Raw genomic sequence first — 23,827 nt, forward strand, 5'->3', positions numbered from 1 at the left:
TCAGTGTGGTTTATATGTGTAAACATATATACATATATGCTCTATTCATCTTAATTTTTTATTTTTTTAATTAATTCTTCAACAAAGTTTGGCTGATTCATTATAGGTCTTCCAAGGGCAATAAAATCTACATCACCTTTTTCTACCATATCTGCTGCAATTTCAATATCAGATAGTTCTCCTGATCCAATAACAGGAATATTTACATGCTCTTTAACTGTTCTAAGTACATCTCTTAACATTGCAGGACCGGGTAATACCATAGGTGGAAGAAGGCCTGTTGATATGTCAAGAATATCAATACCTGCTTTTTCTAATTTCTCAGATACTAAACAGCCTTCCTCTAGTGTAAGCCCTCCTGGTAAAAGATCATCTACACCTAATCTAACTAATAAAAGAGATTTTTCTCCAATTGCATCACGTACTGCGCCAACTATTTCCATAAGAAGACGACTTCTATTTTCTAAACTTCCACCGTATTCATCAGTTCTTAAATTTGTAAGTGGTGAAAGAAATTGTGATAACAAAAACCCATGGCCGTTATGAATCTCAACACCATCAAAACCAGCTTTTTTAGTACGTATAGCAGCTTCAACAAAATCTTTCTTAATTTTATTGATTTCATCTATAGTAAGTTCCCTAGGCATAGATCTTTTAACATTAGGATGTATTACAGCAGAGGGAGCCACAGCTTTCATTTTTGTTAATGAAGTATCTGCAGAACTTCCTGAATGATTTATCTGTAATACGGCTACCTGATTATTATTATGTATGATATCTGCTAATTTAGATAATCCTTCTATACATTCATCTCGATCTACAAAAATGAGCTTTTCTCTATATTGACCCTCAGGAGAAATAGCTGCCTGTTCAACAACTATTAAAGATGGACCCTTTCGCTGTTCGTAAATTGCCAATAACTCATCAGTAACAAGTCCATCATCACTTGCCTTTGCTATGTCAAATGGAGCACATACATATCTATTATTAAATATAAAACCTTTTACCCTTTGCTCTTCTAGTAAAATTGAACTTTTTTTCATTATTAATCACATCCCTTATATATGTTTATTTTATATAAGCTTACATCAAAGGAGCAAATATACGTAACATCGCTCTTGTTAGTGCCTTATGCCACTTTATATTTGTAATATCTTCTATAGTAATCTGCCTGCACATATCTAAAGTATGAAAAAAATCATCTCTTATGTCAATAACACTATTGTTGTCATACATCCAAATGCCGCATTCAAAATGTAAGTATAAACTTCTATAGTCCATATTTATAGTACCAACGACACTATATTCATCATCAGATACATAGGTTTTTGCATGAATGAATCCTGGAATGTATTCATAAATTTTTACTCCGTTCTCAATAAGAACTTTATAGTAAGATCTAGTAGTCTCATGAATAAACCATTTATCTCCACAATGAGGAGTAATTATTCTAACATCAACTCCCCCTTTTGCTGCTGACGATAATGCTGTTACCATCTCATTTCCTATAATTAAATACGGTGTCGTAATATAAACATATCTTTTAGCCTTATTTATTATATTTAAATAAATTGTTTCTCCAACAGTTTCATTATCTAATGGATTATCTGCAAATGGTTGAACATATCCTTGTCCGGCTTTTATATTATCTAGTTGAATATCTTTCTTAAACATTGTAAAATCTTCATCGACTTTTCTAAGATAATCCCACATAGACAAAAATATTACAGTCATACTCCACACAGCATCTCCCTTAAACATAATAGCAGTATCCTTCCAATGACCATGCTTATTAATCTCATTTATATATTCATCAGCTAGATTAATCCCCCCTGTAAATGCTGTATGACCATCAATTATTGCAATTTTACGATGGTCCCTATTATTTAACATCATAGAGAATTTAGGAACTAATGGATTGAATATACAACACTTAATGCCCATTTTTTCAAGCTTTTTATCGTATCTATATGGCAAAGTAAGTAAGCATCCTATATCATCATAGATAACACGAACATCTACACCTATTGATACTTTTTCTACTAATATATCGAGTATGCTATTCCACATTACGCCCTCTTCGATAATAAAGTACTCTAAAAATATATAATGTTGTGCTTTTTTTAATTCTTCCTTTAATTTCTCAAACTTCACTTCTCCAATTGGGAGATATTCTGTTATTGTATTATTATATATTGGAGAATAGGCATAATTTTGGATGTATTTTGATTGATTATTAGCAACTTCATTTTCGAATTTTATATTATCTAAAATTACTTCATGTGGTTTTAATACTTCTCTCATTTTATCTTCTATACATTTCATTCTAGACTTTTCTTTTTTACTTAGCTTGTTTCTTCCAAAGAAAATATAAAACAATCCTCCGAAAATCGGAAATAAAAGTATAGGTATCATCCATGCTATTTTATATGCAGGATTGCTCTTACTGTTAATAATCAGCAATACTGAGACTATACTTATAAGAATACTTATTCCATAGAAATAAATAAAATAATCACTAAATTTTAAAACAACACCAATTAAAACTAGTAGTTGTATTAGTATTATAAGAGATACAAAAAGAGCTCTATTAACCAAAAACCTTCTAATAAATTTCATTTTTACCATCCTATTTAAATTATTTTTTAGATTTATATATAATTAATATTGTTTACATTTTTTACACAAAAAAATCCAGCACAAAGTACTGAATTTTTATTATATATAAAAGTACATCCATATCTATTCATATATTTTTCGAATATTCTCTAAGTTATTTCCAAATTTTTTCTTTGTATTCTCATCTAAGTTCTTCAAAATTTTAGCAGTATAAGCATCATGTACAATATATTCTTTAGCTAAAAAAACCATAGACTGATTTTGAGTTGTAATTGCATCTGCTATTGTATGGTTGTAAACCGTGCTCATAAGCATAGTATCAGAATCTGTTACAATAGTCATCCAACGTGAACCCAATTCTTTTAACTTTTCTCGCTCAAAACCATGATTATAATAACGCTTAAAGGGTACATTATAATTGCCTGCTTCACTTAGTAAAATAAGAACAAACTTTTCCAAATGTTGTTCTTTCTCCATTAAAATAGAAATCAATTCTTCGTCTAGATCTTCATACCAAATCTGAATCAAAACTTCTTCCTTAGCATTTTGAATTAGATATTTGCTTTTGGCAATAATGTTATTGTATCCTTCTATATTCCATAGAGCATCAGACATTTTATTCTCATTATATTGTTCTAAAGATTGCTTAATTTCAGACAGATCATTAGAAATAGTTTTGTTCATCTTTTCAATAAATTCATCTACGGGAATTGCAGTATATAAAACTGGAGCTGTTTGTGTGCTTTGTATAATTCCCTTTTGCAGTAAAGTTTCTAATATATTATAAACTTTGGAACGAGGTACAGATGATTGCTTACTTATTTCATAACCCGTGGCATTTCCATTTTTCAGTAATGCAATATATACTTTTGTTTCATATTCTGTAAAATTAAATTTTTTCATCAAGGAAAAAATCTTTTCCATAGTAAATCCTCCACAACTAAAGTTTATTTTATTATTACATATGAGACTAAAATTGACAATAAACGTCAATTGATATTGACATAAAAAATGAACATTGATATGCTAGTTACTAAGAGTAACTACTATAATATTATTAAATAAGGATGTGACAAATATGCTATATTTAAGCGGGGAAGACATTAAAAATGCAATAGAATATGAAGAAGTAATTGAAGTAGTAGAAAATGCTATGCACGTATACGAAACTGGAGATTTTGTAATGCCAGACAGAATAACTGTTAATAGAGGTAACGAAACTTATTTATATATGCCCTGTTTTACAGACAATGTAAAAGGTACAAAAGTCTTAACTTTATATGGGGATAACGCCAAAAAGGGTGTTCCAACTTTACAAGGAGTTATGTTATTAAATAATGTTGAAACTGGTAAAATTGAATGTATAATGGAAGGTGCTACATTAACTGCATATCGTACAGGTGCTGTAGGTGCAACAGGAATTAAGCATACTACTCCTATGGATGTAGAAAGTATTGGTATTATTGGAACTGGAGTTCAAGGTTTTTATCAAAGTTTATATGCATGTAGTATTAGAAATATTAAGACTATCAATATTTTTAATAAAACACCTGAAAAAGCAATTACATTTAAAAATGATTTAGAAGCTGCAATCCAAAATGTTAAAATAAATATTTGTGATAATACAAATGAACTTGTGAAAAACTCTGATATTATAATAACTACAACAACTTCACAAGATCCAGTTATTCCAGATGATAAAGAATTATTAAAGGGCAAACATTTTATTGGTATAGGATCTTATAAACCAACAATGCAAGAATATCCACAAAGTCTATTTGAAATATTAGATGAAATGTACATAGATGTAGATTTTGCAAAAGAAGAAACTGGAGATTTAATTAATCCCCTACATGAAGGTTGGATTAAAGAAGAACAAGTTCATACACTTGGAACTGCAATTAAAAAAGGAAATATTAAGACAGATGGGACGACATTCTATAAGTCAGTAGGGATGGCATTATTTGATACATCTGTTGCAGCATATATTTTGGAAAAAGCAAAAGAAAAAGGTATTGGAACAATACTTGGTTAGACTCTAATTGTTCATTTAATATAGCTTTTCAAAACATAAAAGTCTAGTTAGTAATACTAACTGGGCTTTTTATTGATATTGGAACTAAATATTTTATATTAATCAAATTTATATATGTTTATTCCAATTTCTTTATTAAATTCAAAAACCACTCTCTAATTTCAGAGCGGCCTTAAATAACACTTAATTTTCTACTTTTTAATTCTGTTATATTACAATCGCTATTTTGTAATTTTATATTTTTAAGATTACCTCTATAAATGATATTGTTCTCTATATTAAGTAAGTTTTGAGGCCTTACAAGATTTCTTGATATTTTTAGATCTACAATTCCACTTTCTTTTAAGATATGATAAACAAACTCAGAACATAAAAATCTATTTTCACAATATACTTCATTGTTAAATATACCGTCAATAAGTCCCATATAATTGTATTTATAATTATCACTATTATTAATAAAGTGATTTAATAAATTTTTTGCAACTTCATATTGCTCTTTTGTTACTTCAATTTCTACTATTGCACCAGGTAAATTCTTATGATATTTATATACTCCTTTATTAATTTCTTCCTTTCTAAATACGCCAAAAAAAGGATTATGAGCATACTTTCTACCAAAACTGTACATATTATTAAGTTCTTTATCTAATGAAATAGCTGCGTGAGTATATTCATCACTTTTAATAAATTGTATAATTCTTGATATTACTGTATTTGTTCTTGTCAGAACTATATATAAACAATATTTTTCCATTATGAAGTCCCCCTTTGTTGTTATGTACACAAAATAAAAGCCAGTTGAGATGATTCGTAAACACCTAACTGGCTATTTGATAATAAAAGAATAAATTTTTATTACTTCCCATAAGTTTCATTACTTATATCTTACATTTTTACGAGTTTCTCTCGCTAATATACTATAAGCTATTATAGCTCCAACTGCAACAATAAATACTCCATTTCCTGTAATTACTTCTTTTGGCAAGTTCATGAAATTATAGCTTCCTAAAAGCTTAATCATCTTTTATTTAATTTCTCAGGAGGAAGATAACATCTTCCCCTTATAGGATTTCTACATAGCCTTCAGTTCCATTCACCCGGATTCTCTGTCCGTCTTTGATCAATTTGGTAGCATTTTCTACTCCAACAACTGCTGGTAACCCATATTCACGTGCGATAACTGCTCCATGAGTCATAAGTCCACCAACTTCGGTGACTAAGCCTTTTATAGATACAAATAATGGTGTCCAACTAGGGTCAGTAAAGGAGGTGACTAATATATCTCCCTCTTCTAGATTAGCATCTTCCATGTTTAAGATGACACGTGCCCGTCCTTCTATAATCCCAGAAGAAACAGGTAAACCTACAATAGCTTCATCTGGGAGATTTCCTTTTTTATACTCACCTGCAATGATTTCACCATCAGAGGTGATAACACGTGGTGGTGTTAGCTTTTCATATAATTTGTACTCTTCCTTACGTTTACTAATGATATGATAATCCAGTTTATTTGTGAGTAAAACTTCGCGAAGTTCTTCAAAAGTGAGATAGTATATATCTTCTTTTTCATGAATAACCGTGGCTTGTAAGAGTTGTTCGGCAACCTTCAGTAAAGCCTGCTTATAAAGGAAGTAGCGATTAACCATTCCGTATTTTGGATATTCACGATAACCAATGAAATTCCTGATTAGGTCAATCATTCGCTTTGTTTCTTTGGATTTTTGTTCACCATCTTGTAATTGCTTCAATCGACCTAATATCTCTTGTTCTTTTTTCAAAGCTTCCTGTAGTCCTTGCTCAAATTTCTCATTGCTAGCATTAGGCTCAAAGTTTTTGATATTACTAAGAATCATAGGGATAAGTATAGCTGGTTTTTCACTCCAACGAGTTTTAGTAATATCTATTTCTCCCACACATCTCATTCCGTACTTGTTAAGATAAGACAAGATTGCATCTTGGGTTTCCTTTCCACCATCAAACTTAACTAGTTCATCTAAAAAGTTATCATCTTTTACATGCTGTAAATAATCAATTACTTCTGGATAAGGACGAATCACATCTGCCACATCCAATAGTGCAAGACCCATTTCCGAAGTAATATTGTTTGGTGCAGATTGAGAAAGTGTATCTGCCACGTTTTTCTCACCCAACCACTCATTCATTTTTTCATTGATCCATATTGAAGCATCTATAGCAGCCGTAAATACAGCTGTACTTTTTGGGTCAAATAAAATCTTCTTCAACTCTTGGATGTCTTCTAGAATAAAATCAAATAAATCTGTTCCTGATTTATCTTGGATGTTTTGTTTTAACTTTTCTATGGATTTTTGACTACTTTTAATCAGATGTGAAACGATTGTGGGGTCGTTTTCGATTTGTGGTTGAGAATTCGCAGACAACACACTTTTATTACTTTTACCTGTACTCTGCTTCTCTTTATCCTTTGGTAAAGATTTTATGAAATCTCCTCGCTCTATAATGGTAGTGAGTGCGTCTTTTGTGAGAATATCGTGTTTCCCTATGCCATCTAAGAACATTTTTCTGCTGTCAGACGAAGCCAGTATAGGTGTAACATCAACAAACAATCTTCCACCAGCTTTAAATCTTTGTCCAAAACATGTTAACACGTATATAGACATTCCCAATGGTTTCAATGGGTCTGTCATCATTTGTTGATGACCGACAGATAAGTAAACGTGGTTTTCTTCATCATTTGCTTCAGGGATTGGGTATAAAGTAGTAATTGGTCGACTTTGGACAATATAAAAGGTATTATCAACCAAACACCACTCAATGTCTTGGGGATGGCCGAAATGTTCTTCGATCTTTCTGCCCATATGCTCAAGCTGCAAAATCTGTTCATCATTTAGCGCTTGCCTATTCTGCATCTCAGGCTCAATCTCTTGTTCTTTCGTACCGCCATCTTTTAAGGCATAAATAGCCAGCTTCTTGGATGATATCTTCTTCTCGATAACCTTTCCGTTACGTACTTTATAGTTATCAGCATTCACCACACCAGAGACCAAGGCCTCACCAAGTCCGAAACTGGCGTCAATGGATAACACCTTCCTATTAGATGTGACTGGATCTGCAGTAAACAAAATTCCTGCCGCCTGCGGGAAGACCATCTTCTGAACAACCACAGACAGGTGGACCTTACGGTGGTCAAAGCCGTTTTGAATACGGTAAGTTACTGCCCTCTCAGTAAATAGCGATGCCCAACACTTGCTCATATGTTTTAGGATTGACTTTTTTCCTATAATGTTCAGATACGTATCTTGCTGGCCCGCAAAGGAGGCCGTTGGTAAATCCTCTGCAGTTGCGCTTGATCGTACTGCATATGCATCTTTTTCTCCAAGAGTCAAGAGAATGTGGGTGATCTCTTCATTAATGTCTTCAGGGATGTCTATCCCTTCGATGATCCTGCGAATCTCACCGCTAAGTTCACTTATTTTATCTCGGTCTTCCACCTTTAGAAGCGATAACTGATCAAGTAATTCGTTAATGAATGGCGTTTCTCCAATAATTCTTTTAAAGGCTTCAGTAGAAATACAAAAGCCTTCTGGTACACGTATTCCTTCAATCTTGGTAAGTTCCCCCAGATTAGCGCCTTTACCTCCAACAACAATGAGTTTTGTTTTGTCAATGTCCCGAAAACCAAGCACATATGAATTCATATGTTTACCTCCTTTTCACTTCCTTAATAATACCCCTAAAACAAATATAATAAGGTGCTATTGCATTATAGCACTAGCAAATGTGAACAAACAGCCTACATTTACAATTTTTTATATGTTATAATTAAGATAGAGAGAGTTTAATTTTCATTTCTTATATCTTTTAACAGTCCTTCAAACCATTGAACATTTACTATATGATGAGAAAGTGAATTTTCCAACATTTTTCTAAAATAAGTAGGGATAGTTTCATTATGCTGAAGAGATTGTTCTAATAAAGAAATTTTCATTTTAGTTTGTTTTATTTGTATTTCTATTAGTTTCGTTAACTCCTCACTTTTATATTCATTAGCAAATAGCATAGCTGCATAAAAAGATAAATTTATATAATCTGTCTTAGATCCATATTTATACATCAATTTTTCAAATTCTTTATCTCCTAGTTCAGTGATGATATAATTATGCGTCTCTCTAGTGTTGTCTAATTGGTCAATTTTTTTTATATATTGTTTTTCTTCTAATTGTTGCAGATTATAATAGAATGACCCTTTAGTGAAGTTTACTATATATTTATAGTGTCTCTCTTCCATTAAGGCTAATAATTCGTATCCGTAAGAACCTGGGTTTTGCTTTAATAAACCTAAAATTAGTAATGGTATCAAAAAAACACCTCCTTTATACTCTCATCAAAATTATGCTAATAGTTATAACGTTTAGCCATTGTTTATCTGTATGAATTGAGATTCGAATTCATCATATGATATTTTTCCTAATGCCAAATCCATACTTTTTATATATATCTTTTCTGCTTTGGTATGTGTTCTAGCATGATTAAGATTTATCAACTCATTTTCATTAATCAATGGCTTCAATACATGTTGCTTATTAGAAAAGGCTTCAAAATATCGTAAACCAAATTTTCTTTGAGAAATTGCATCAATATGAATACCATCAGGATTAGAAGTTAAACCTGATGCTGTGACAAAGTAACAATTTTCTTGTTCAAAAGCAAATTTTTGTAACTCTTGATTAATAAGGTTATATTCAGTACAGTTTTTTCCAAATCCCTCTTTGCCTAAAAAATCTCCTAAGCCGCCAATAATGAGAGGAATATCTGGAGCATTCAACTCCTTTCTAAGAGCCTCAATAATTAAAAGTAATTTTTTGTAATATACTTTGTAGTTACCATTGAAACTATCACTTTCTCCTTGATGCCATAGAATTCCTGTTAACTCACTACTTTGCATAGCAAAGTTAGCTTCAGTTATTGCATGTCTAAAAAGTGCTTGATCTACATCCCATTCATTCAATGAACTTCCACCTTCAGCACAGGGAATTAAGCCAATAGTATCTTCCTGATTTTGACGACACCATGCATCTGCAAATGAACCGGCTAGACTTATTCCTGAAACAGGACGGTCATAATTAATAGGCTCAGCCATCATTTGCCATCTACCATTACGCAACATTTGTATTCTTTCATTACAAATCGGGGGTACTTCATGAATAAACCCTCTTCCAGCCATATTCGACTGACCTAACATTAAAAACGATTTAACCATTTTTTTCATCCTTTCTTGCTTCAGTAGATTTTCTTAGATATTGAAAACTACTAAATTTAATATTAGTCTAATTAGACTAACAATATTTAAATATTATAGTCTAATTAGACTAATTGTCAACTATATTTTTTTCAGAAGTAAGTTAAAATATAGTTTAGACGATTCAGAGTCATAATTTCAGATATACTTTGACTGATTAGCCTAAATTTTATTATGATAATTACATAGGTACATAAAATCTACTTACATAGGACATTATATATAAATACATAATTGGAAAGGAGATTATAATAGTGAAACTTATTGAGGTAGGTAATGACGCACCAAATTTTACTGTAACAGATGAAAACGAACAAAATATAAGTCTGTCAGATTATAGAGGAAAAAAGGTATTACTATCATGGCATCCACTTGCTTGGACACCTGTTTGTACTGATCAGATGAGATCAATAGAGAATAATTGGCAGAAATTTCAAAGTCTAAATACAGTTCCTCTTGGATTTAGTGTTGATCCCACGCCATGCAAAAAAGCATGGGCAACAGCAATTGCAATTGAAAACCTGAGTCTTCCTTCAGACTTTTGGCCTCATGGAAAAGTTGCACAAGATTATGGAATATTCGATGAAAAAAATGGTGTATCAAAAAGAGTAAACATTATAATAGATGAAAATGGTAAGGTTCAATGGGTAAAAGTATATCCATCTTCACAATTACCTGATATAAATGAAGTTATACAAGTTCTATCAAATATGTAGGTGACATCCTAAAGTCTACAACTTTCTATGACTTCCCTATTTTGTGAAAACGTCCATACCTTAGATTTTTTGCCTAGTGTATGGGCGTTATGTTTTTTATCTATTAACAACATTTACAGGATTTCCATCCATAAACTGCTTAAGATTATCTACTGCAGTATTTATAAGCCTAGCTCTTGACTCCCTCGGTGCCCATGCTATGTGTGGAGTTAAAAATACATTTCTCGCTTTAAGTAACGGATTATCTTTTAAAATAGGTTCTATTGATACAACGTCAAGACCAACTGCATATACCTTTCCACTATTAAGGGCTTGTGCTAAATCTTCTTCCACAATAAGTTGTCCTCTCGATGTATTTATAATAATTACTCCGTTTTTCATCTTTGCAATGGTATCTTTGTTTATAATTCCCTTTGTATCCTCAAGCAATGGACAGTGAAGATTAATTACATCAGATTTAGCTAAAAGATCATCTAGTTCAACATACCTCATACTTTCACATTCTAGCTCTTTTTTGGGATGCTTATTGTATGCCAATACGTTCATTCCAAATGCTTGAGCGATTTTTCCTGATGTTTGCCCAATTCTACCGTATCCAATTATACCCATTGTTTTACCAGCAAGTTCTATGAGCGGCTCTTTCCAAAAACACCAATCAGCATTATTTGTCCATTCATTATTTTTAACTGCTTTATCATGTAATGCAACATTGTTGCAAATTTCAAGTAAATGAGCAAATGCCATTTGTGCTACTGAGTCTGTGCCGTAGGTAGGAATATTTGTTACCGATATTCCTAATTTTTTTGCTGTATCGATATCTATATCGTTATACCCTGTAGCAAGTACCCCTATAAATTTAAGGTTTTTTGCCTTTTCTATAGTATCCTTCGATAGTGGAACATTACTTGTAAAAACAACCTCTGCATCCTTAATTCTCTCCAAAACCTTATCTTCTGATGTCCTATCATAAATTGTCGTTGAACCGAGCTTTTCTAGCCCTTCCCATGTTAAGTCTCCGGGATTTAATGTATATCCGTCAAGTACTACAATTTTCATCATACCCACCCCCTAATATACTAACTATAATTAAAATACTCTCCATCAAAAGATAGAGGTCCTTATACAAATAAAATTAATCATTGTACAGCACTAATGTAAAGTAACCGATTTTTCCCGCTCCAGCATTATAAGTCATTTTTTGATTCATAGACATACGAACTACATCAATACCGCTTCCTTCCATTGAATACTCTATTTTGTCTGGAAAACGGCAAGGTTCATTATCTAGTGCAGTACATTTTTTGCATTTAGTACATGGGCCTGCCCCCATTATAGATATATCTTCATTTTCAAAAGCACTTCTTAAATCTTTATTTACCTTCGCAACAATTTCAAGAGACTCTATCATTTCTTTTCTCGTTTTAATAGATACAATTTTGGATATTATAAAAGCATTTTCATATTTTAAAACACTTGCTTTTCTTTCATCTATAGTCCCAGCTCCCGGTGGACAAGCATGGTTTATCCCAAAATTTCCGCAAGTATTCTTTTCACATTGTTTAAATACGTCTTGCGAAAAAACTATATCAGTAGTTTTAATCTCTTTATATTCATCAAAACCTATTTCTTTGAAAGTTTCTATTAATCGCTCTTTTAACATAAAATATCCCCTTTTTTATATTATTAAATGAATTTATCTCTATTTATATATTCTTCGTGTAATATTTCTAGAACTATTTTCAAATGAGTTCCTATTGATTATATTTAAAATAATACCTATACTAATTTTATAGCGTTTTATAAATTCAGAATTAAATATGAGAAGGTGTATGATTATGAAGAAAAATAAATTATGTTTTATTTTTAATAATGATGAATTACTAGTTAATATACAAGATGGGCATATATCAATTCCTAGCGATACTGATATAAAAGCTTTAGGTATAGATTTAAATAATCTAGATTTCTTAACATCAAAAGATAATAATGAATTTCTTTTTGGTGAAGTCAATACAGTTTTAACAGAAGCTAATGACTTTAATTTTTATAAACTGCGTACACTTATAGGTTCAATGGATATTTCTTTTTTTAGTTTGACTGCAAGAGCTCTTCATATTACAAAATGGAATAATACATATAAGTACTGTAGTAAATGTGGAACTTTGGCAGAAGATAAAATCAATGAATTAGCAAAAACTTGTCCAAAATGCAGTTATATTAGTTATCCTAGAATATCTCCTGCTATTATAACAGCCGTTGTCAAAGATGATAAGTTACTCCTTGCACATAATGCTAATTTCCCTAAAGACATGTACAGTGTACTTGCAGGTTTTGTAGAACCTGGAGAATCCTTTGAAGATTGTGTTGCTAGGGAGGTTTTTGAAGAAGTAGGCATACAAGTTAAAAATATAAAGTATTTTGGAAGCCAACCTTGGCCTTTCCCAGATTCTCTAATGGTAGGATTTACCTGTGAATATGATAGCGGTGAATTAAAAGTTGATGGTGTAGAAATTGACCATGCATCTTTTTATAGTGTAGAAGAACTTCCAAATATTCCTTTAGGTGGCAGTATAGCCAAAAGGCTTATAGATTGGTTTGTTGATAGTCAAAAATAGCAAGAACCCTTGATTTTTCAAGGGTTCTTTATTTATTATTATGCCTTTGCTGTTATTTCTTCATTATATTCTCTAGCTTCTTCTAATCCATTAAGAACTCTTAAAGTTCCTAAAGAAAGAGATTCCATTTCATTTTCTCCTGGTACTATTTCAACATTTGAAATAAATTCTACTCTTCTTTTAATCCATGAAGTCATCATATTAGAATATGCTATACCACCAGTGATTACAATAGCATCTACCTTACCATCTACTACAGTTGCAAGTTCACCTATTCCCTTAGCAACTTGATAAGCCATAGCCTCATAAACCATTCTTGCGTTTTCATCGCTATTTTCAATCATCTTTTCAACTTCTCTAGCATCAACTGTGTTAAGATATGATTTTAAGCCACCATTTCCTCTTAACTTTTTACTCATAGTACTTCTGTCAAATTCTCCTGAATAACAAGCTTCTATAAGAGCTCTACAAGGAACTCTACCTGCTCTTTCAGGTGAAAATGGACCTTCATCATCAGAAACTATATCTACTATTTGTCCCTTTTCATGAACACTTAACGATATTCCTCCACCTAAATGAGCAACAATTAAATTCATATCTGAATATTTTTTATTATATTTATCAGCAACTTTCATTGCTGTAGCTCTAGAATTTAAAACATGGCTAGTACTTGTTCTTGGTATATCTGACATACCTGATATACGAGCAATATCTGAAAGTTCATCAACTCTTACAGAGTCATATATGTATGCCGGTATATTAGCAGTGTTTGCTATTTCATAAGCTATAATCGCTCCTAAATTTGAAGCATGTTCCATAATTGGGTTATTTAATAGTCTATCTACCATAACGTCATTAACTAAATAAGCTCCTGACTTTACTGATGGAACCATTCCCCCTCTTCCTACAACAGCAGATAACTCACTAACATCATATCCATTTTCACTTAAAAATGAAAGTATAACATCTTTTCTCATATTAAATTGGTCTGCAACTTTATTGTACTTTTCAATTTCACTAGCTGGGTGATCTAGTGTTTTGCAAAGTAGTTCCTTATCATTTTCATATATAGATATTTTAGTTGATGTAGAACCTGGATTTATTGCCAATATTTTATGACTCATTATTATTTCCCCCTTTTCAAAAAACCTATGACTCACAGAAATGTGAACATAGGTTTTCATATATTTTTAATTTTATTAAGCTTCTACGCTTGCTAATCCCATTCCAACTTCAATAGCCTTTAAGTTAAGTTCAACAAATTGTGGTTTTACATTATCTCTTATGATTTTTTCCCAATCTATATCTTCAAGACCCATTGCCTTAATTGTAGTTCCAAGTAATATAACATTCATAACCTTTGGATTTCCTAGTTCTGTAGCTTGTTTTGCAGCATCAATAACTGTTGTTTGAACCTTTGAGCTAAGTTCTTCTAATATTTCTGTAGGATAATCTACTTTTCCAGAAAGAATAGGCATAGAATTTATCTCAAAATCATTAACTACAACTTTTCCATCTTTCTTTAAATATTTAAGCCATCTTAAAGCTTCCATCTTTTCAAAAGAAACTAGTATATCTGCTCCACCAAGTTCGATAACTGGAGATTCAACTTTATCCCCGTATCTAACTTGAGATGATACAGAACCTCCTCTTTGAGACATTCCGTGTATCTCACTCATTTTAACATCGTATCCAGCTTCCATAAGACCTAATGTTAAAAGCTTACTAGCAAGTATTGTTCCTTGCCCACCTACTCCTACTAAAAGAATACTTTTTATCATTTTATGCTCCCACCTTTCCAATAGCTTTTACTGGGCAAACTTGAAGACATACTTCACAGCCTACACATGAATTTTGATCAATTATTGATTTCTTATCTGCTTTGTTAAACGATATAGTTGGACATCCTGTTCTTATACAAGCTCTACATCCAACACATTTTTCATCATTAACATCACACTTAGTTTGGAAAGGATTATTAAATTCTTCTTTATCTTGTTTTGTAAATTTCTTTAATACACATGGCCATCTTGTTATTATTACCGAAGGTTCATCAAGACTTAATGCCCAGTCAAATGTTTCTTTTACTGATTTAAGATTATTTGGATCAATCTTTGCTACATTCTTAATTCCACATGCTCTAACAAGCATTTCTATATCTGCTTCAACAGTTTCTTCACCTTGTAATGTGTAACCTGTTCCTGGGTTTTCTTGATGTCCTGTCATTCCAGTTATTCTATTGTCTAATATTACATTAACTGTATTTCCTTTATTATAAGCTACCTCTAAAAGTGCATTTACACCTGTATGTAAGAATGTTGAATCTCCTAAAACAGATACAACTCTCATCTTATTGTCTTCTTTCATATTGAAAACTTTTTGTGCGCCATGTCCAATACCAAAGCTTCCACCCATACATACTGCAGTATCCATAGCACTATATGGCTGATCAAATCCTAGAGTATAACATCCTATATCTCCAGAGATCATTACATTTTTTCTCTTTCCAATTTCATAGAAGAACCCTCTATGTGGACATCCTGAACATAGTGTTGGAGGTCTTGGAACAACTTTTGATTCGTCAAATTCAATAGTTTCCATTGTTTCACCGTATACGGATTGTCTAATAACATCCGGAGTCATTTCACCGTAAGATGGGAAAAGGTTTTTCCCGAAGCAATCAAATCCTAACATTCTAACTTGCTCTTCTATATATGGATCATTTTCTTCTATAATATATAACTTATCAACTTTACCAGCAAACTCTTTTATTTTTTCATTAGGAAGTGGATTAGTAAATCCTAATTTTAAGTATGAAGCAGAATCTCCAAATACTTCTTTAGCAAAACTAAATGCAGCGCCTGATGCTATTACCCCTATTTTAGTGTCATTCCACTCAGTATAGTTTAAGCTAGTACTATTTGAAAAATCTAAAAGTTTAGCCATTCTATCTTCAACTAATACTCTAAGTTTTCTTGCATGACCTGGTACTGTTAAATATTTTGCTGGATTCTTAACATATTCTTTTATTTCAACTTCTTCTCTATCATTACATTCAACTATTCCCTTAGAGTGACATACTCTTGTAGTCATTCTTATTAAAACAGGTGTATCATACTTTTCACTAACTTCATAAGCAGCCTTAACCATATCTTTTGCTTCTTGGCTATCTGCAGGCTCAAACATAGCAACCTTTGCAAACTTTGCATAGTTACGATTATCTTGTTCTGTTTGAGATGAATGTTGTCCTGGCTCATCTGCTGTTATTAAAACCATTCCTCCATTAACACCTGTATATGCAAAAGTAAATAATGGATCTGCTGCAACGTTAACCCCTACATGTTTCATTGCTGCTAATGATCTTGCTCCAGCGATAGATGCTCCTATTGCTGCTTCTACTGCAACCTTTTCATTAGTTGCCCATTCTGCTACAATATCCCCTTTATATGTTCCAACGTTTTCTAATATCTCAGTACTTGGTGTTCCTGGATATGCTGAAGCAAATCTTACCCCTGCTTCCCATGCTCCACGGGCAATTGCTTCATTTGCTGTTAATAATTTTTTCATATTCTCACCCCTATTATATTTTATGTAATATTATTTAGCAATTTTCATGCCAGTTTTAATTTTGGCTATTTTCCGATATTTTGACAGATTTTTTATTTTCTGAATAATTAAAAAGCGTAAACTAAGTTAACGTTTCGTTAACAAAGTTTACACTTTATTCATTAATCTTCTATTTTTTTCTTCTTCCATAAAGCTGTTCTACTTATACCTAGGTGTTTAGCAATTTCTGTATTTGATACACCTTTACTAGATAGTATATCTATAACTTTTTCCTCCAAGGATTCATACAAATCTTTTAGACTAACTTCATTATCAATATCTAGTATTCTCTCATTTCCCATAACTTTAACTTCACCCTCAACTTCATCTTCATCAAGGTCAATCTCATTAAAAAGTATATATCTTTGAGCAACGTTTTTAAGCTCTCTTACATTTCCTGTCCATGTATGATTTATTATCTTATTCTCCGTTTTGTTACTTAATTCTATTTCATTATTTTCCTTTGATAATTCTTTTAGATAATGTTTAAACAATGGAACTATATCTTTTTTTCTTTCCCTCAGAGGTGGAATGCTTAATTTTAAAATATTTAATCTATAAAATAAATCACTTCTAAAATTTCCCGCTTTAACTTTTTCCTTTAATTCTTCATTGGCAGCAGCAATTACTCTTACATCTAACGGAATAACATAGTCTGAACCTATTCTCATTACTTCCTTTTCTTCTAGAACACGCAGCAGCTTTGCTTGAAGATTTAGTGACATACTATTTATTTCATCTAAAAATATAGTTCCTCCATGGGCAAGTTCAAATAACCCTGGCTTTCCACCTTTTCTTGCTCCTGTAAATGCCCCTTCTTCATATCCAAAGAGTTCACTCTCCAGAAGATTTTCGGATATTGCTGCACAGTTTACAGCTACAAAAGGTTCCTCTTTTCTACTACTTATATTATGTATACCTTGAGCCATCATTTCCTTGCCGGTACCACTTTCTCCATAAACCATTACAGCGCTATCAGTTAAACCTATTTTAATTGCCTTTGCCACTGTATCCTTAGTAACAGGATCACATGCAACAATATCATAAAAATTATATCTTGCAACAAGACCTTTTTTATTTATTTCATATCTTATCTTTTTTTCCAAACTTTGAAGTTTCGTAATATCCTGAAATGAGCACAAAACACCATTAATATGGCCATCTACATCTAAAATAGATATATTTGAAGTAACTATAATCCTTTTTAATTTTCTAATTTGATTATATTGATTGGTTTTATTTTTTAAAATATCCAACATAAATCCAAGTTCCGGATAAACATCTAATAGTTTTTTATCTATAACTTCTACACTAGACTTTTTTAATAATTTCTCTGCTCTTTCATTATATAATATAATTGTACCTTCATTATCTATTGCTATGACAGCATCATGAACTCCATCTAATACGGTTTTTAAAACCTCATTTTTATATTTTTGCTCATATAGATTGTCCACAAGTTCCTTAGCATCTGTAATTGCTTCATAAATGGATTCCTTACTAGCACCTATATTAACATTATCTATTCCCAGGTTTTGAGCACAACTACAAGGAATTCCTCCCCCGATTATTACAATCTCTTCTTTTTTATTTATATATTTATATACTCTTTCCTCAATTTCTTCCTTAACGCGAAATTTTTCAATTATTATATTAGTTGTAATTATATCTTTAAATTCATCATAATCAAAATACTCATAAACAGAAATAAATAACACTATCTCTTTGTTATATTTGCTTGCATCTTTTACTGCACGTAAAATATCAATGGGTGTAATTTTTAAATGTACTACAGGAACATTTACTTTACCAACATTATAAATATATCCACCACTTCTTGCTACAATAGCTTGAGCACCTTTATCTTCTAATATCTTACCTTGTTCTTCCATATTGTTAGAGTTTAATATGTCTATAATAATTTTACCTTGATTTACATCCTCTTGAAATAACTCTGTTATACTATTTTTCAGTTCTAAATCAGAAGCGATTACCCCTATTATTCTGTCCATAAAAATTCTCCCCAATCCCCTCGATTAATTAACTTAAATTCAAAAATACTCTTAATATAATAGTAATATTAAATCATTTTTTTATCAAATATAAAATTCGCTTTAATCATGTAGCTAATGACCTTGAAAATCAGAGTCCTTGCTCAAGTTTATCAGTTGGATATTATAATTTAAGGCTATGTTTTAATATAGTGTTGAAATTTAGTTGCATTTGAATTTGAACCAGAAAATGTCATCCCTCATGAACTTAGTAAAAGCTTTCGGAATATAATTTAAATATAGATATATTTCAGCTAATCTATGGAGGGAAAGTAAAATGAATGTATTAACAGCTTTAAGGGAAAGAAGAAGTATTAGATCGTATTTAGACATACCTATAGAGGTTGAAAAACTAAATAAAATTTTAGAGACAGCCAGAATTTCTCCATCTGCAAAAAATAAACAGGAGTGGAAATTTATTGTTGTTAGAGATGAGGAAATAAAACAAAGACTTTTACCTGCAGTAAATGGACGAAAGTTTGTTGTAGAGGCACCTGTAATAATAGTTGCATGTGCCACTGAAACATCTTTTGTAATGCCTTGTGGTCAACTTGCCTATACTGTTGACTTGTCTATTGCTATGTCCTATATGATTTTAGAGGCTCAAGAGCTTGGACTTGGTAGCTGCTGGATTGGAGGTTTTTTTGAGAATCAGATTAAAGAGATTCTTGGGATACCTGAAAATGTTAGAGTAGTGGCAATGACACCCTTGGGTTATCCAGCAGAAAAACCAAATGCAAGGCCAAGAAAGATGTTGGAGGAAATTGTTTGCTACGATAAATATAAATAGAAAACAGTTATCAGATTTAGTAGATATATGGATATTAGCAAAGTGGTACCTACGCATGTACCACTTTATTTTTATCATCAAAAGTAACTTTACATATAAATACTGTGACATAAATTTAGCTTAATGTTCAAATATTATGTCATTCAATGCAAATGCAAACCCTAACACTATACCGAAGCTAATATAATTTAAACTATACATATCTTTAATTTCAGTAGCAATAAAAATAAGACACAAAAAGGTGATTGCATCATAAATGCGTTTTCTTTTTAATTTCCTTGTTAATTTTTGTAGTGGTACAAATACTTTTAACATGCTCTTGTTCAAAGCTTCAAATAATATACTGAACAAAATACTAGAGATTGTTCCAGATATCAAAATATAGATAATCCCCATATGGTCTCCCTTTCTAATATTTCATATATTCTATTATATAAATTATAGTATATTTATTATAACTCTGATTAATATATTATAATTGTTTATACTTTTAGTACATAATATTATACCCCTATGCAATAATAACTGACTAAACTATGTATTAAATATATCATTATATATAACTCTATTAAATCTATTTATACGTTTCTACATTTCAACATTGATTTTAAAAATAGCATGCATCCTCTAAAATTTTAGAGGATGCATGCTATTTTTTAATTCTTCTTAGACATACGTCTAAGCTTATCTTTGTGTTGGAAATAACCTAAGATTGCAAATATTAACGCACCTATAGTATCTAAAATTATATCTATCATAGTATCATCTAGGCTACCCCTTTGCATAAATAGTCCCAGAGATTTATCCATGGAATACTCGTAAATTTCCCATATAGCTCCCATTGCAACAGCAAAACAAAAGGAAAAAAAAGCTACAAAAATTGGGCTTCGTTTAATGTTTATCTTACTGTTGCTAGTTAGGTAACTCACAATCAAAAAACCTATATTCCCTAAAATAACTCCTGAAAAACTGTGGAGCATTTTGTCCCACCACCAAAACTTATTATAAAAATGTTGTAGTTCTCCAAGGTAGACGCCTGAATAAATAAATAGTATTAAAATTATTTCAAATCCTCCAGGTATATCAATGCTAAATCGTTTTTCTATAATAGACGGCAATAACATGACAATTAATGTAAGGAGCGATATTCCTAAATACATCCAGTTTTTATCAACAAATGCAATCAATCCAGTAGATATCATAGATAAGTATATTATAATAATAATAAAAAGTTTTATTTTCTCAATTCTTTTCATTACACTCCACCACCTAAAAGTATAATTAGTGTAATAAATAATATGCTAATATCTTCATCATATATTACGCTTCTTCTATTATTCTATTTAGATAATGTTAATTTAGTTCCGCTTGTTTATCACAATTTAAAAAAGGACTATATCTAGTCCCTTAATTTCAATCTATTTATTTTAAAGTATCTATTTTTTCTTTTTTGTTATATTTCTAAATAATATTATAAGAACTAAATATAATCCTAATACAATTGCCAGGGTGATCATTCTTTCACCAAGACCTCCATCGGCAAGAAGAACTGGCCCTAGCCCAAAAAAGGTAACTAAAATAAAAGCTACTGATATAAATATATAAGCTAATACCTTCATAATATGTAATCTCCTTTATTTAAATCAAAGTTTTACTTCTTAATACTTGAGTTATTTCTTATATTTAGTTTATCATCAAAGAAGTCGTAGTTATACAAAATATTTTACAATATTTCGCCCTTTGAATTTATGTAAAACTGTAATGGAAGAGGTTGGCTTGCAAACAATAATGGTGTCAAAGTATAAGAATAACTTCCTGCATTTGATACTACTAATACATCTCCAATATTAGCTTTTGGAAGCATTATATCTTTTGCCATTATATCAGCTGATGTGCATAAATTACCAACGATATTTACTTTTTCAAGCAATACTTCTTCACTTTCAATTATAGTAAATTCAAATGCATCTTTAGAAGTGAATAACGGTTCACATCCCTGTAACTTACTTCCTTGAGGTGCATATGAACTTATAAGCTGTGCAATAGAAGGTCTTAAAAAACCGTTGAGCCCATTTTCTACAATTAAGTATTTTATACCCCTTGATTCTTTTATGTCTACAATATGAATAACATATTGGCCACCTTTACAAACTATGAACCTACCTGTTTCAATAATAAGTCTTGCATTGATTTTATACTTAAATTTTTCAACTAGTTTTTTACATCCTTCGCTAAGGATCTCAATATTGAGAGGAGTATCATTTAATAATGAATATGCTATACCAATTCCTCCACCGAAATTAATAAATTCTAGTTCCCATCCCATGCTCTCTTTGCAGAATATAGCTAATTCAAAAACTCTTTCATAGTATGAGCAAAGTTTAGTATGTTCAAGCGTCTGAGACTTTAGGTGAATATGAATACCAATAATTTTTATATTTGTTAAATTATTTACAAAATCTCTATTCTTAATTAGTGTTTCCTCATCAACACCAAATTTACTGCTTGTTCCTTTTTCCATATCCATAGTGTAATCAGGATTTATTCTAAGCCCTACCTTTATATTTAATCCCCTTTGTTTTGAAATATCGTTAATCAATCTCAATTCATTGTAGCTGTCTGCTATTATTATTGACTTGTCTAATGTTTCTTCAATATCTTTACGTGTTTTTCCAGCAGATGAATATAGAATTTTTTCGTAAGGTAGACCCGCTTTATGTGCTATTATTACCTCTTGGACAGAAGCTGCATCTGCACCTAAGCCTTTTGATACAATTAAATCTACTATATGTTTATATGGATTAGTTTTTATTGAATATAGAAATTCAAATTGATTAAGTTTTTCTGTAAGTATTTCAATTTGCTTATTGATAACCTTCTCGTTGTATATGTAAAAAGGCCTCTTATATTGTGCCATTAATTCCTTAATAATACTCAAGCTATTTACCTCCCTATAAGTATAAATTCCAACGTTCTTCCTTAAGCAAATTATTAGTCCAAGTAGTATTATCTACAGATTCAGTTAAAGTAAACCCATATCTACTATAAAGATGTCTTGCTGCTTCTAGTATATTAACAGTCTAAAGTAAAATATGACTAAATCAAATATCACCAAGATATCCATAATTGTATAATCCTCCATAAATTCGAGTCAATTTTTTACTTATTTGAAAAAATAAAAAAGCCTTTCCTAACTACTTAGTTAAGAAAAGGCTCGAAATTACAATACATTTATAATTTTAATACACTTATAAAACTAATTTATAAACAAAATATACTATACTTAGTTTTAAATATCAATATATTCAATGACAAAGTCAGTAAAAAGCATTCCATCTAAATGGTCTATTTCGTGACATATACATTTTGCTAAATCTCCTGTACCTGTTAATACAATTTTCTCACCATTTTCATTTAGTGCTTGTATAGTAACAGTTTTCGGTCTTTTTATCTTTCCAAATTTATTAGGTATACTTAAGCAACCTTCTATAACATTTTGTCCTCCATCAGTACTAATAATTTTAGGATTTACCAGTTTTATAAGGCCTTGCCCCATATCTATAACAACTAATCTTTTTAATATGCCTATTTGACAAGCAGCTAATCCCCCACCATTTGGGGTATTATACATAGTATCAGCCATATCATTAAGAATTTCTCTTATTCTATCGTCGACTACCTCAACTTCTTTACTTTTTTTTCTAAGTATTTCATCACTATAAAGTCTAATTTCTCTTAATGCCATTTAATATCCACCTCTACTTTGTTGAGCCCTTGATTTTCTTTCACTTTCTTCAAATAGAAAAATATCCTCTATTGGACAATTATATATTTTAGAAATGTCATATGCTAGCCATATAGAAGGCTCCACCTTTTCTGTTTCAATAGCGTTAATAGCCTGTCTAGATACTCCAACAAGCGCTCCTAGTTGTTCTTGAGTTAGACCCAAAGATTCACGAATTTCTCTAACTTTATTTTTCATTAATTATTAAACCTCCAATGTAACGTTAACCTTACATTAACAATATACTATTTTTCAATCTATATGTCAAGTTAACCTTACATAACTAAAAGTAATTTAAAAGAGATTTAATATAAAAAATAAAAGAACTAC

At 31.0% G+C, this 23,827-nt stretch carries 22 protein-coding genes; 4 read left to right on the top strand and 18 right to left on the bottom strand.

The window, feature by feature from the left end; translation table 11 throughout:
* Positions 1 to 50: 50 nt before the first annotated feature.
* From ACUSRV_RS00085 to ACUSRV_RS00095, 3 genes are all read right to left on the bottom strand, one after another.
* Complete coding sequence (locus ACUSRV_RS00085; RefSeq protein ID WP_490139864.1) at positions 51 to 1,043, bottom strand: oxidoreductase; 993 nt, start codon at positions 1,041 to 1,043, stop codon at positions 51 to 53.
* Between the two features lie 40 nt (positions 1,044 to 1,083).
* A complete protein-coding gene (gene cls, locus ACUSRV_RS00090) occupies positions 1,084 to 2,619 on the bottom strand; it encodes a cardiolipin synthase (protein WP_490139865.1) in 1,536 nt (511 codons plus the stop codon).
* Between the two features lie 123 nt (positions 2,620 to 2,742).
* Positions 2,743 to 3,543 (bottom strand): TrmB family transcriptional regulator, encoded by an 801-nt coding sequence (locus ACUSRV_RS00095; RefSeq protein WP_490139866.1) that lies wholly within the window; start codon positions 3,541 to 3,543, stop codon positions 2,743 to 2,745.
* A 154-nt stretch (positions 3,544 to 3,697) separates the two neighbouring features.
* Between ACUSRV_RS00095 and ACUSRV_RS00100 the strand changes: the two genes are divergently transcribed.
* Complete coding sequence (locus ACUSRV_RS00100; protein WP_490139867.1) at positions 3,698 to 4,654, top strand: ornithine cyclodeaminase family protein; 957 nt, start codon at positions 3,698 to 3,700, stop codon at positions 4,652 to 4,654.
* A 172-nt stretch (positions 4,655 to 4,826) separates the two neighbouring features.
* Here the strand turns inward: ACUSRV_RS00100 and ACUSRV_RS00105 are convergent, their stop codons facing one another.
* From ACUSRV_RS00105 to ACUSRV_RS00120, 4 genes are all read right to left on the bottom strand, one after another.
* Positions 4,827 to 5,411 carry a hypothetical protein gene (locus ACUSRV_RS00105; RefSeq protein ID WP_490139868.1) on the bottom strand — a complete coding sequence of 195 codons (585 nt, stop codon included), beginning with the start codon at positions 5,409 to 5,411 and terminating at the stop codon, positions 4,827 to 4,829.
* Between the two features lie 307 nt (positions 5,412 to 5,718).
* Positions 5,719 to 8,334, bottom strand: a complete 2,616-nt coding sequence (gene ppsA, locus ACUSRV_RS00110; RefSeq protein WP_490139869.1) for a phosphoenolpyruvate synthase — start codon at positions 8,332 to 8,334, stop codon at positions 5,719 to 5,721.
* 140 nt (positions 8,335 to 8,474) lie between these two features.
* Positions 8,475 to 8,996 (bottom strand): PadR family transcriptional regulator, encoded by a 522-nt coding sequence (locus ACUSRV_RS00115; RefSeq protein ID WP_490139870.1) that lies wholly within the window; start codon positions 8,994 to 8,996, stop codon positions 8,475 to 8,477.
* A 51-nt stretch (positions 8,997 to 9,047) separates the two neighbouring features.
* Entirely contained in the window at positions 9,048 to 9,896 is an 849-nt protein-coding gene (locus ACUSRV_RS00120; protein WP_490139871.1) for a sialate O-acetylesterase, read from the bottom strand.
* 293 nt (positions 9,897 to 10,189) lie between these two features.
* Between ACUSRV_RS00120 and ACUSRV_RS00125 the strand changes: the two genes are divergently transcribed.
* On the top strand, positions 10,190 to 10,651 hold the full coding sequence (locus ACUSRV_RS00125) for a redoxin domain-containing protein (RefSeq protein WP_490139872.1): 462 nt from the start codon (positions 10,190 to 10,192) through the stop codon (positions 10,649 to 10,651).
* A 96-nt stretch (positions 10,652 to 10,747) separates the two neighbouring features.
* Here the strand turns inward: ACUSRV_RS00125 and ACUSRV_RS00130 are convergent, their stop codons facing one another.
* The gene (locus ACUSRV_RS00130) at positions 10,748 to 11,710 is read right to left on the bottom strand and encodes a D-2-hydroxyacid dehydrogenase (RefSeq protein ID WP_490139873.1); all 963 of its coding nucleotides are present in this window, start codon (positions 11,708 to 11,710) and stop codon (positions 10,748 to 10,750) included.
* A gap of 73 nt (positions 11,711 to 11,783) precedes the next feature.
* On the bottom strand, positions 11,784 to 12,311 hold the full coding sequence (locus ACUSRV_RS00135; RefSeq protein ID WP_490139874.1) for a DUF2284 domain-containing protein: 528 nt from the start codon (positions 12,309 to 12,311) through the stop codon (positions 11,784 to 11,786).
* Between the two features lie 175 nt (positions 12,312 to 12,486).
* On the opposite strand from ACUSRV_RS00135, the gene nudC reads away from it, so the two are divergent.
* Positions 12,487 to 13,266, top strand: coding sequence for an NAD(+) diphosphatase (nudC, locus tag ACUSRV_RS00140; RefSeq protein ID WP_490139875.1), 780 nt, complete (start codon positions 12,487 to 12,489; stop codon positions 13,264 to 13,266).
* Between the two features lie 38 nt (positions 13,267 to 13,304).
* On the opposite strand, the gene buk is transcribed toward nudC, so the two are convergent.
* From buk to ACUSRV_RS00160, 4 genes are all read right to left on the bottom strand, one after another.
* On the bottom strand, positions 13,305 to 14,390 hold the full coding sequence (gene buk, locus ACUSRV_RS00145; RefSeq protein ID WP_490139876.1) for a butyrate kinase: 1,086 nt from the start codon (positions 14,388 to 14,390) through the stop codon (positions 13,305 to 13,307).
* 75 nt (positions 14,391 to 14,465) lie between these two features.
* A complete protein-coding gene (locus ACUSRV_RS00150; RefSeq protein ID WP_490139877.1) occupies positions 14,466 to 15,047 on the bottom strand; it encodes an indolepyruvate oxidoreductase subunit beta in 582 nt (193 codons plus the stop codon).
* 1 nt (position 15,048) lies between these two features.
* Complete coding sequence (iorA, locus tag ACUSRV_RS00155; protein WP_490139878.1) at positions 15,049 to 16,833, bottom strand: indolepyruvate ferredoxin oxidoreductase subunit alpha; 1,785 nt, start codon at positions 16,831 to 16,833, stop codon at positions 15,049 to 15,051.
* 161 nt (positions 16,834 to 16,994) lie between these two features.
* Entirely contained in the window at positions 16,995 to 18,884 is a 1,890-nt protein-coding gene (locus tag ACUSRV_RS00160) for a sigma 54-interacting transcriptional regulator (protein ID WP_490139879.1), read from the bottom strand.
* A gap of 316 nt (positions 18,885 to 19,200) precedes the next feature.
* On the opposite strand from ACUSRV_RS00160, the gene ACUSRV_RS00165 reads away from it, so the two are divergent.
* Positions 19,201 to 19,713 (top strand): nitroreductase family protein, encoded by a 513-nt coding sequence (locus tag ACUSRV_RS00165; protein ID WP_490139880.1) that lies wholly within the window; start codon positions 19,201 to 19,203, stop codon positions 19,711 to 19,713.
* A 656-nt stretch (positions 19,714 to 20,369) separates the two neighbouring features.
* On the opposite strand, the gene ACUSRV_RS00170 is transcribed toward ACUSRV_RS00165, so the two are convergent.
* The 5 genes from ACUSRV_RS00170 to ACUSRV_RS00190 form a co-directional block, all read right to left on the bottom strand.
* Positions 20,370 to 20,969, bottom strand: coding sequence for a DUF2238 domain-containing protein (locus ACUSRV_RS00170; protein WP_490139881.1), 600 nt, complete (start codon positions 20,967 to 20,969; stop codon positions 20,370 to 20,372).
* A 180-nt stretch (positions 20,970 to 21,149) separates the two neighbouring features.
* Positions 21,150 to 21,332, bottom strand: a complete 183-nt coding sequence (locus tag ACUSRV_RS00175) for a DUF6954 family protein (protein WP_490139882.1) — start codon at positions 21,330 to 21,332, stop codon at positions 21,150 to 21,152.
* A gap of 104 nt (positions 21,333 to 21,436) precedes the next feature.
* A complete protein-coding gene (locus ACUSRV_RS00180; protein ID WP_490139883.1) occupies positions 21,437 to 22,651 on the bottom strand; it encodes a type III PLP-dependent enzyme domain-containing protein in 1,215 nt (404 codons plus the stop codon).
* A 351-nt stretch (positions 22,652 to 23,002) separates the two neighbouring features.
* On the bottom strand, positions 23,003 to 23,458 hold the full coding sequence (gene def, locus ACUSRV_RS00185; RefSeq protein WP_490139884.1) for a peptide deformylase: 456 nt from the start codon (positions 23,456 to 23,458) through the stop codon (positions 23,003 to 23,005).
* Positions 23,459 to 23,695 carry a helix-turn-helix transcriptional regulator gene (locus ACUSRV_RS00190; RefSeq protein WP_490139885.1) on the bottom strand — a complete coding sequence of 79 codons (237 nt, stop codon included), beginning with the start codon at positions 23,693 to 23,695 and terminating at the stop codon, positions 23,459 to 23,461.
* Positions 23,696 to 23,827: the final 132 nt, after the last annotated feature.

It is taken from the genome of Sporacetigenium sp. TC11, assembly GCF_058146105.1.

Bases quoted from the DNA above. Each gene is read 5' to 3' on its own strand.
- ACUSRV_RS00100 (WP_490139867.1), top strand. From the start codon at position 3,698: ATGCTATATTTAAGCGGGGAAGACATTAAAAATGCAATAGAATATGAA.
- ACUSRV_RS00190 (WP_490139885.1), bottom strand. From the start codon at position 23,695: ATGAAAAATAAAGTTAGAGAAATTCGTGAATCTTTGGGTCTAACTCAA.
- ACUSRV_RS00095 (WP_490139866.1), bottom strand. From the start codon at position 3,543: ATGGAAAAGATTTTTTCCTTGATGAAAAAATTTAATTTTACAGAATAT.
- ACUSRV_RS00105 (WP_490139868.1), bottom strand. From the start codon at position 5,411: ATGGAAAAATATTGTTTATATATAGTTCTGACAAGAACAAATACAGTA.
- ACUSRV_RS00150 (WP_490139877.1), bottom strand. From the start codon at position 15,047: ATGATAAAAAGTATTCTTTTAGTAGGAGTAGGTGGGCAAGGAACAATA.
- ACUSRV_RS00170 (WP_490139881.1), bottom strand. From the start codon at position 20,969: ATGAAAAGAATTGAGAAAATAAAACTTTTTATTATTATTATAATATAC.
- iorA (WP_490139878.1), bottom strand. From the start codon at position 16,833: ATGAAAAAATTATTAACAGCAAATGAAGCAATTGCCCGTGGAGCATGG.
- ACUSRV_RS00160 (WP_490139879.1), bottom strand. From the start codon at position 18,884: ATGGACAGAATAATAGGGGTAATCGCTTCTGATTTAGAACTGAAAAAT.
- ACUSRV_RS00165 (WP_490139880.1), top strand. From the start codon at position 19,201: ATGAATGTATTAACAGCTTTAAGGGAAAGAAGAAGTATTAGATCGTAT.
- def (WP_490139884.1), bottom strand. From the start codon at position 23,458: ATGGCATTAAGAGAAATTAGACTTTATAGTGATGAAATACTTAGAAAA.
- ACUSRV_RS00120 (WP_490139871.1), bottom strand. From the start codon at position 9,896: ATGGTTAAATCGTTTTTAATGTTAGGTCAGTCGAATATGGCTGGAAGA.
- ACUSRV_RS00175 (WP_490139882.1), bottom strand. From the start codon at position 21,332: ATGAAGGTATTAGCTTATATATTTATATCAGTAGCTTTTATTTTAGTT.
- cls (WP_490139865.1), bottom strand. From the start codon at position 2,619: ATGAAATTTATTAGAAGGTTTTTGGTTAATAGAGCTCTTTTTGTATCT.
- buk (WP_490139876.1), bottom strand. From the start codon at position 14,390: ATGAGTCATAAAATATTGGCAATAAATCCAGGTTCTACATCAACTAAA.
- ACUSRV_RS00130 (WP_490139873.1), bottom strand. From the start codon at position 11,710: ATGATGAAAATTGTAGTACTTGACGGATATACATTAAATCCCGGAGAC.
- nudC (WP_490139875.1), top strand. From the start codon at position 12,487: ATGAAGAAAAATAAATTATGTTTTATTTTTAATAATGATGAATTACTA.
- ACUSRV_RS00085 (WP_490139864.1), bottom strand. From the start codon at position 1,043: ATGAAAAAAAGTTCAATTTTACTAGAAGAGCAAAGGGTAAAAGGTTTT.
- ppsA (WP_490139869.1), bottom strand. From the start codon at position 8,334: ATGAATTCATATGTGCTTGGTTTTCGGGACATTGACAAAACAAAACTC.
- ACUSRV_RS00135 (WP_490139874.1), bottom strand. From the start codon at position 12,311: ATGTTAAAAGAGCGATTAATAGAAACTTTCAAAGAAATAGGTTTTGAT.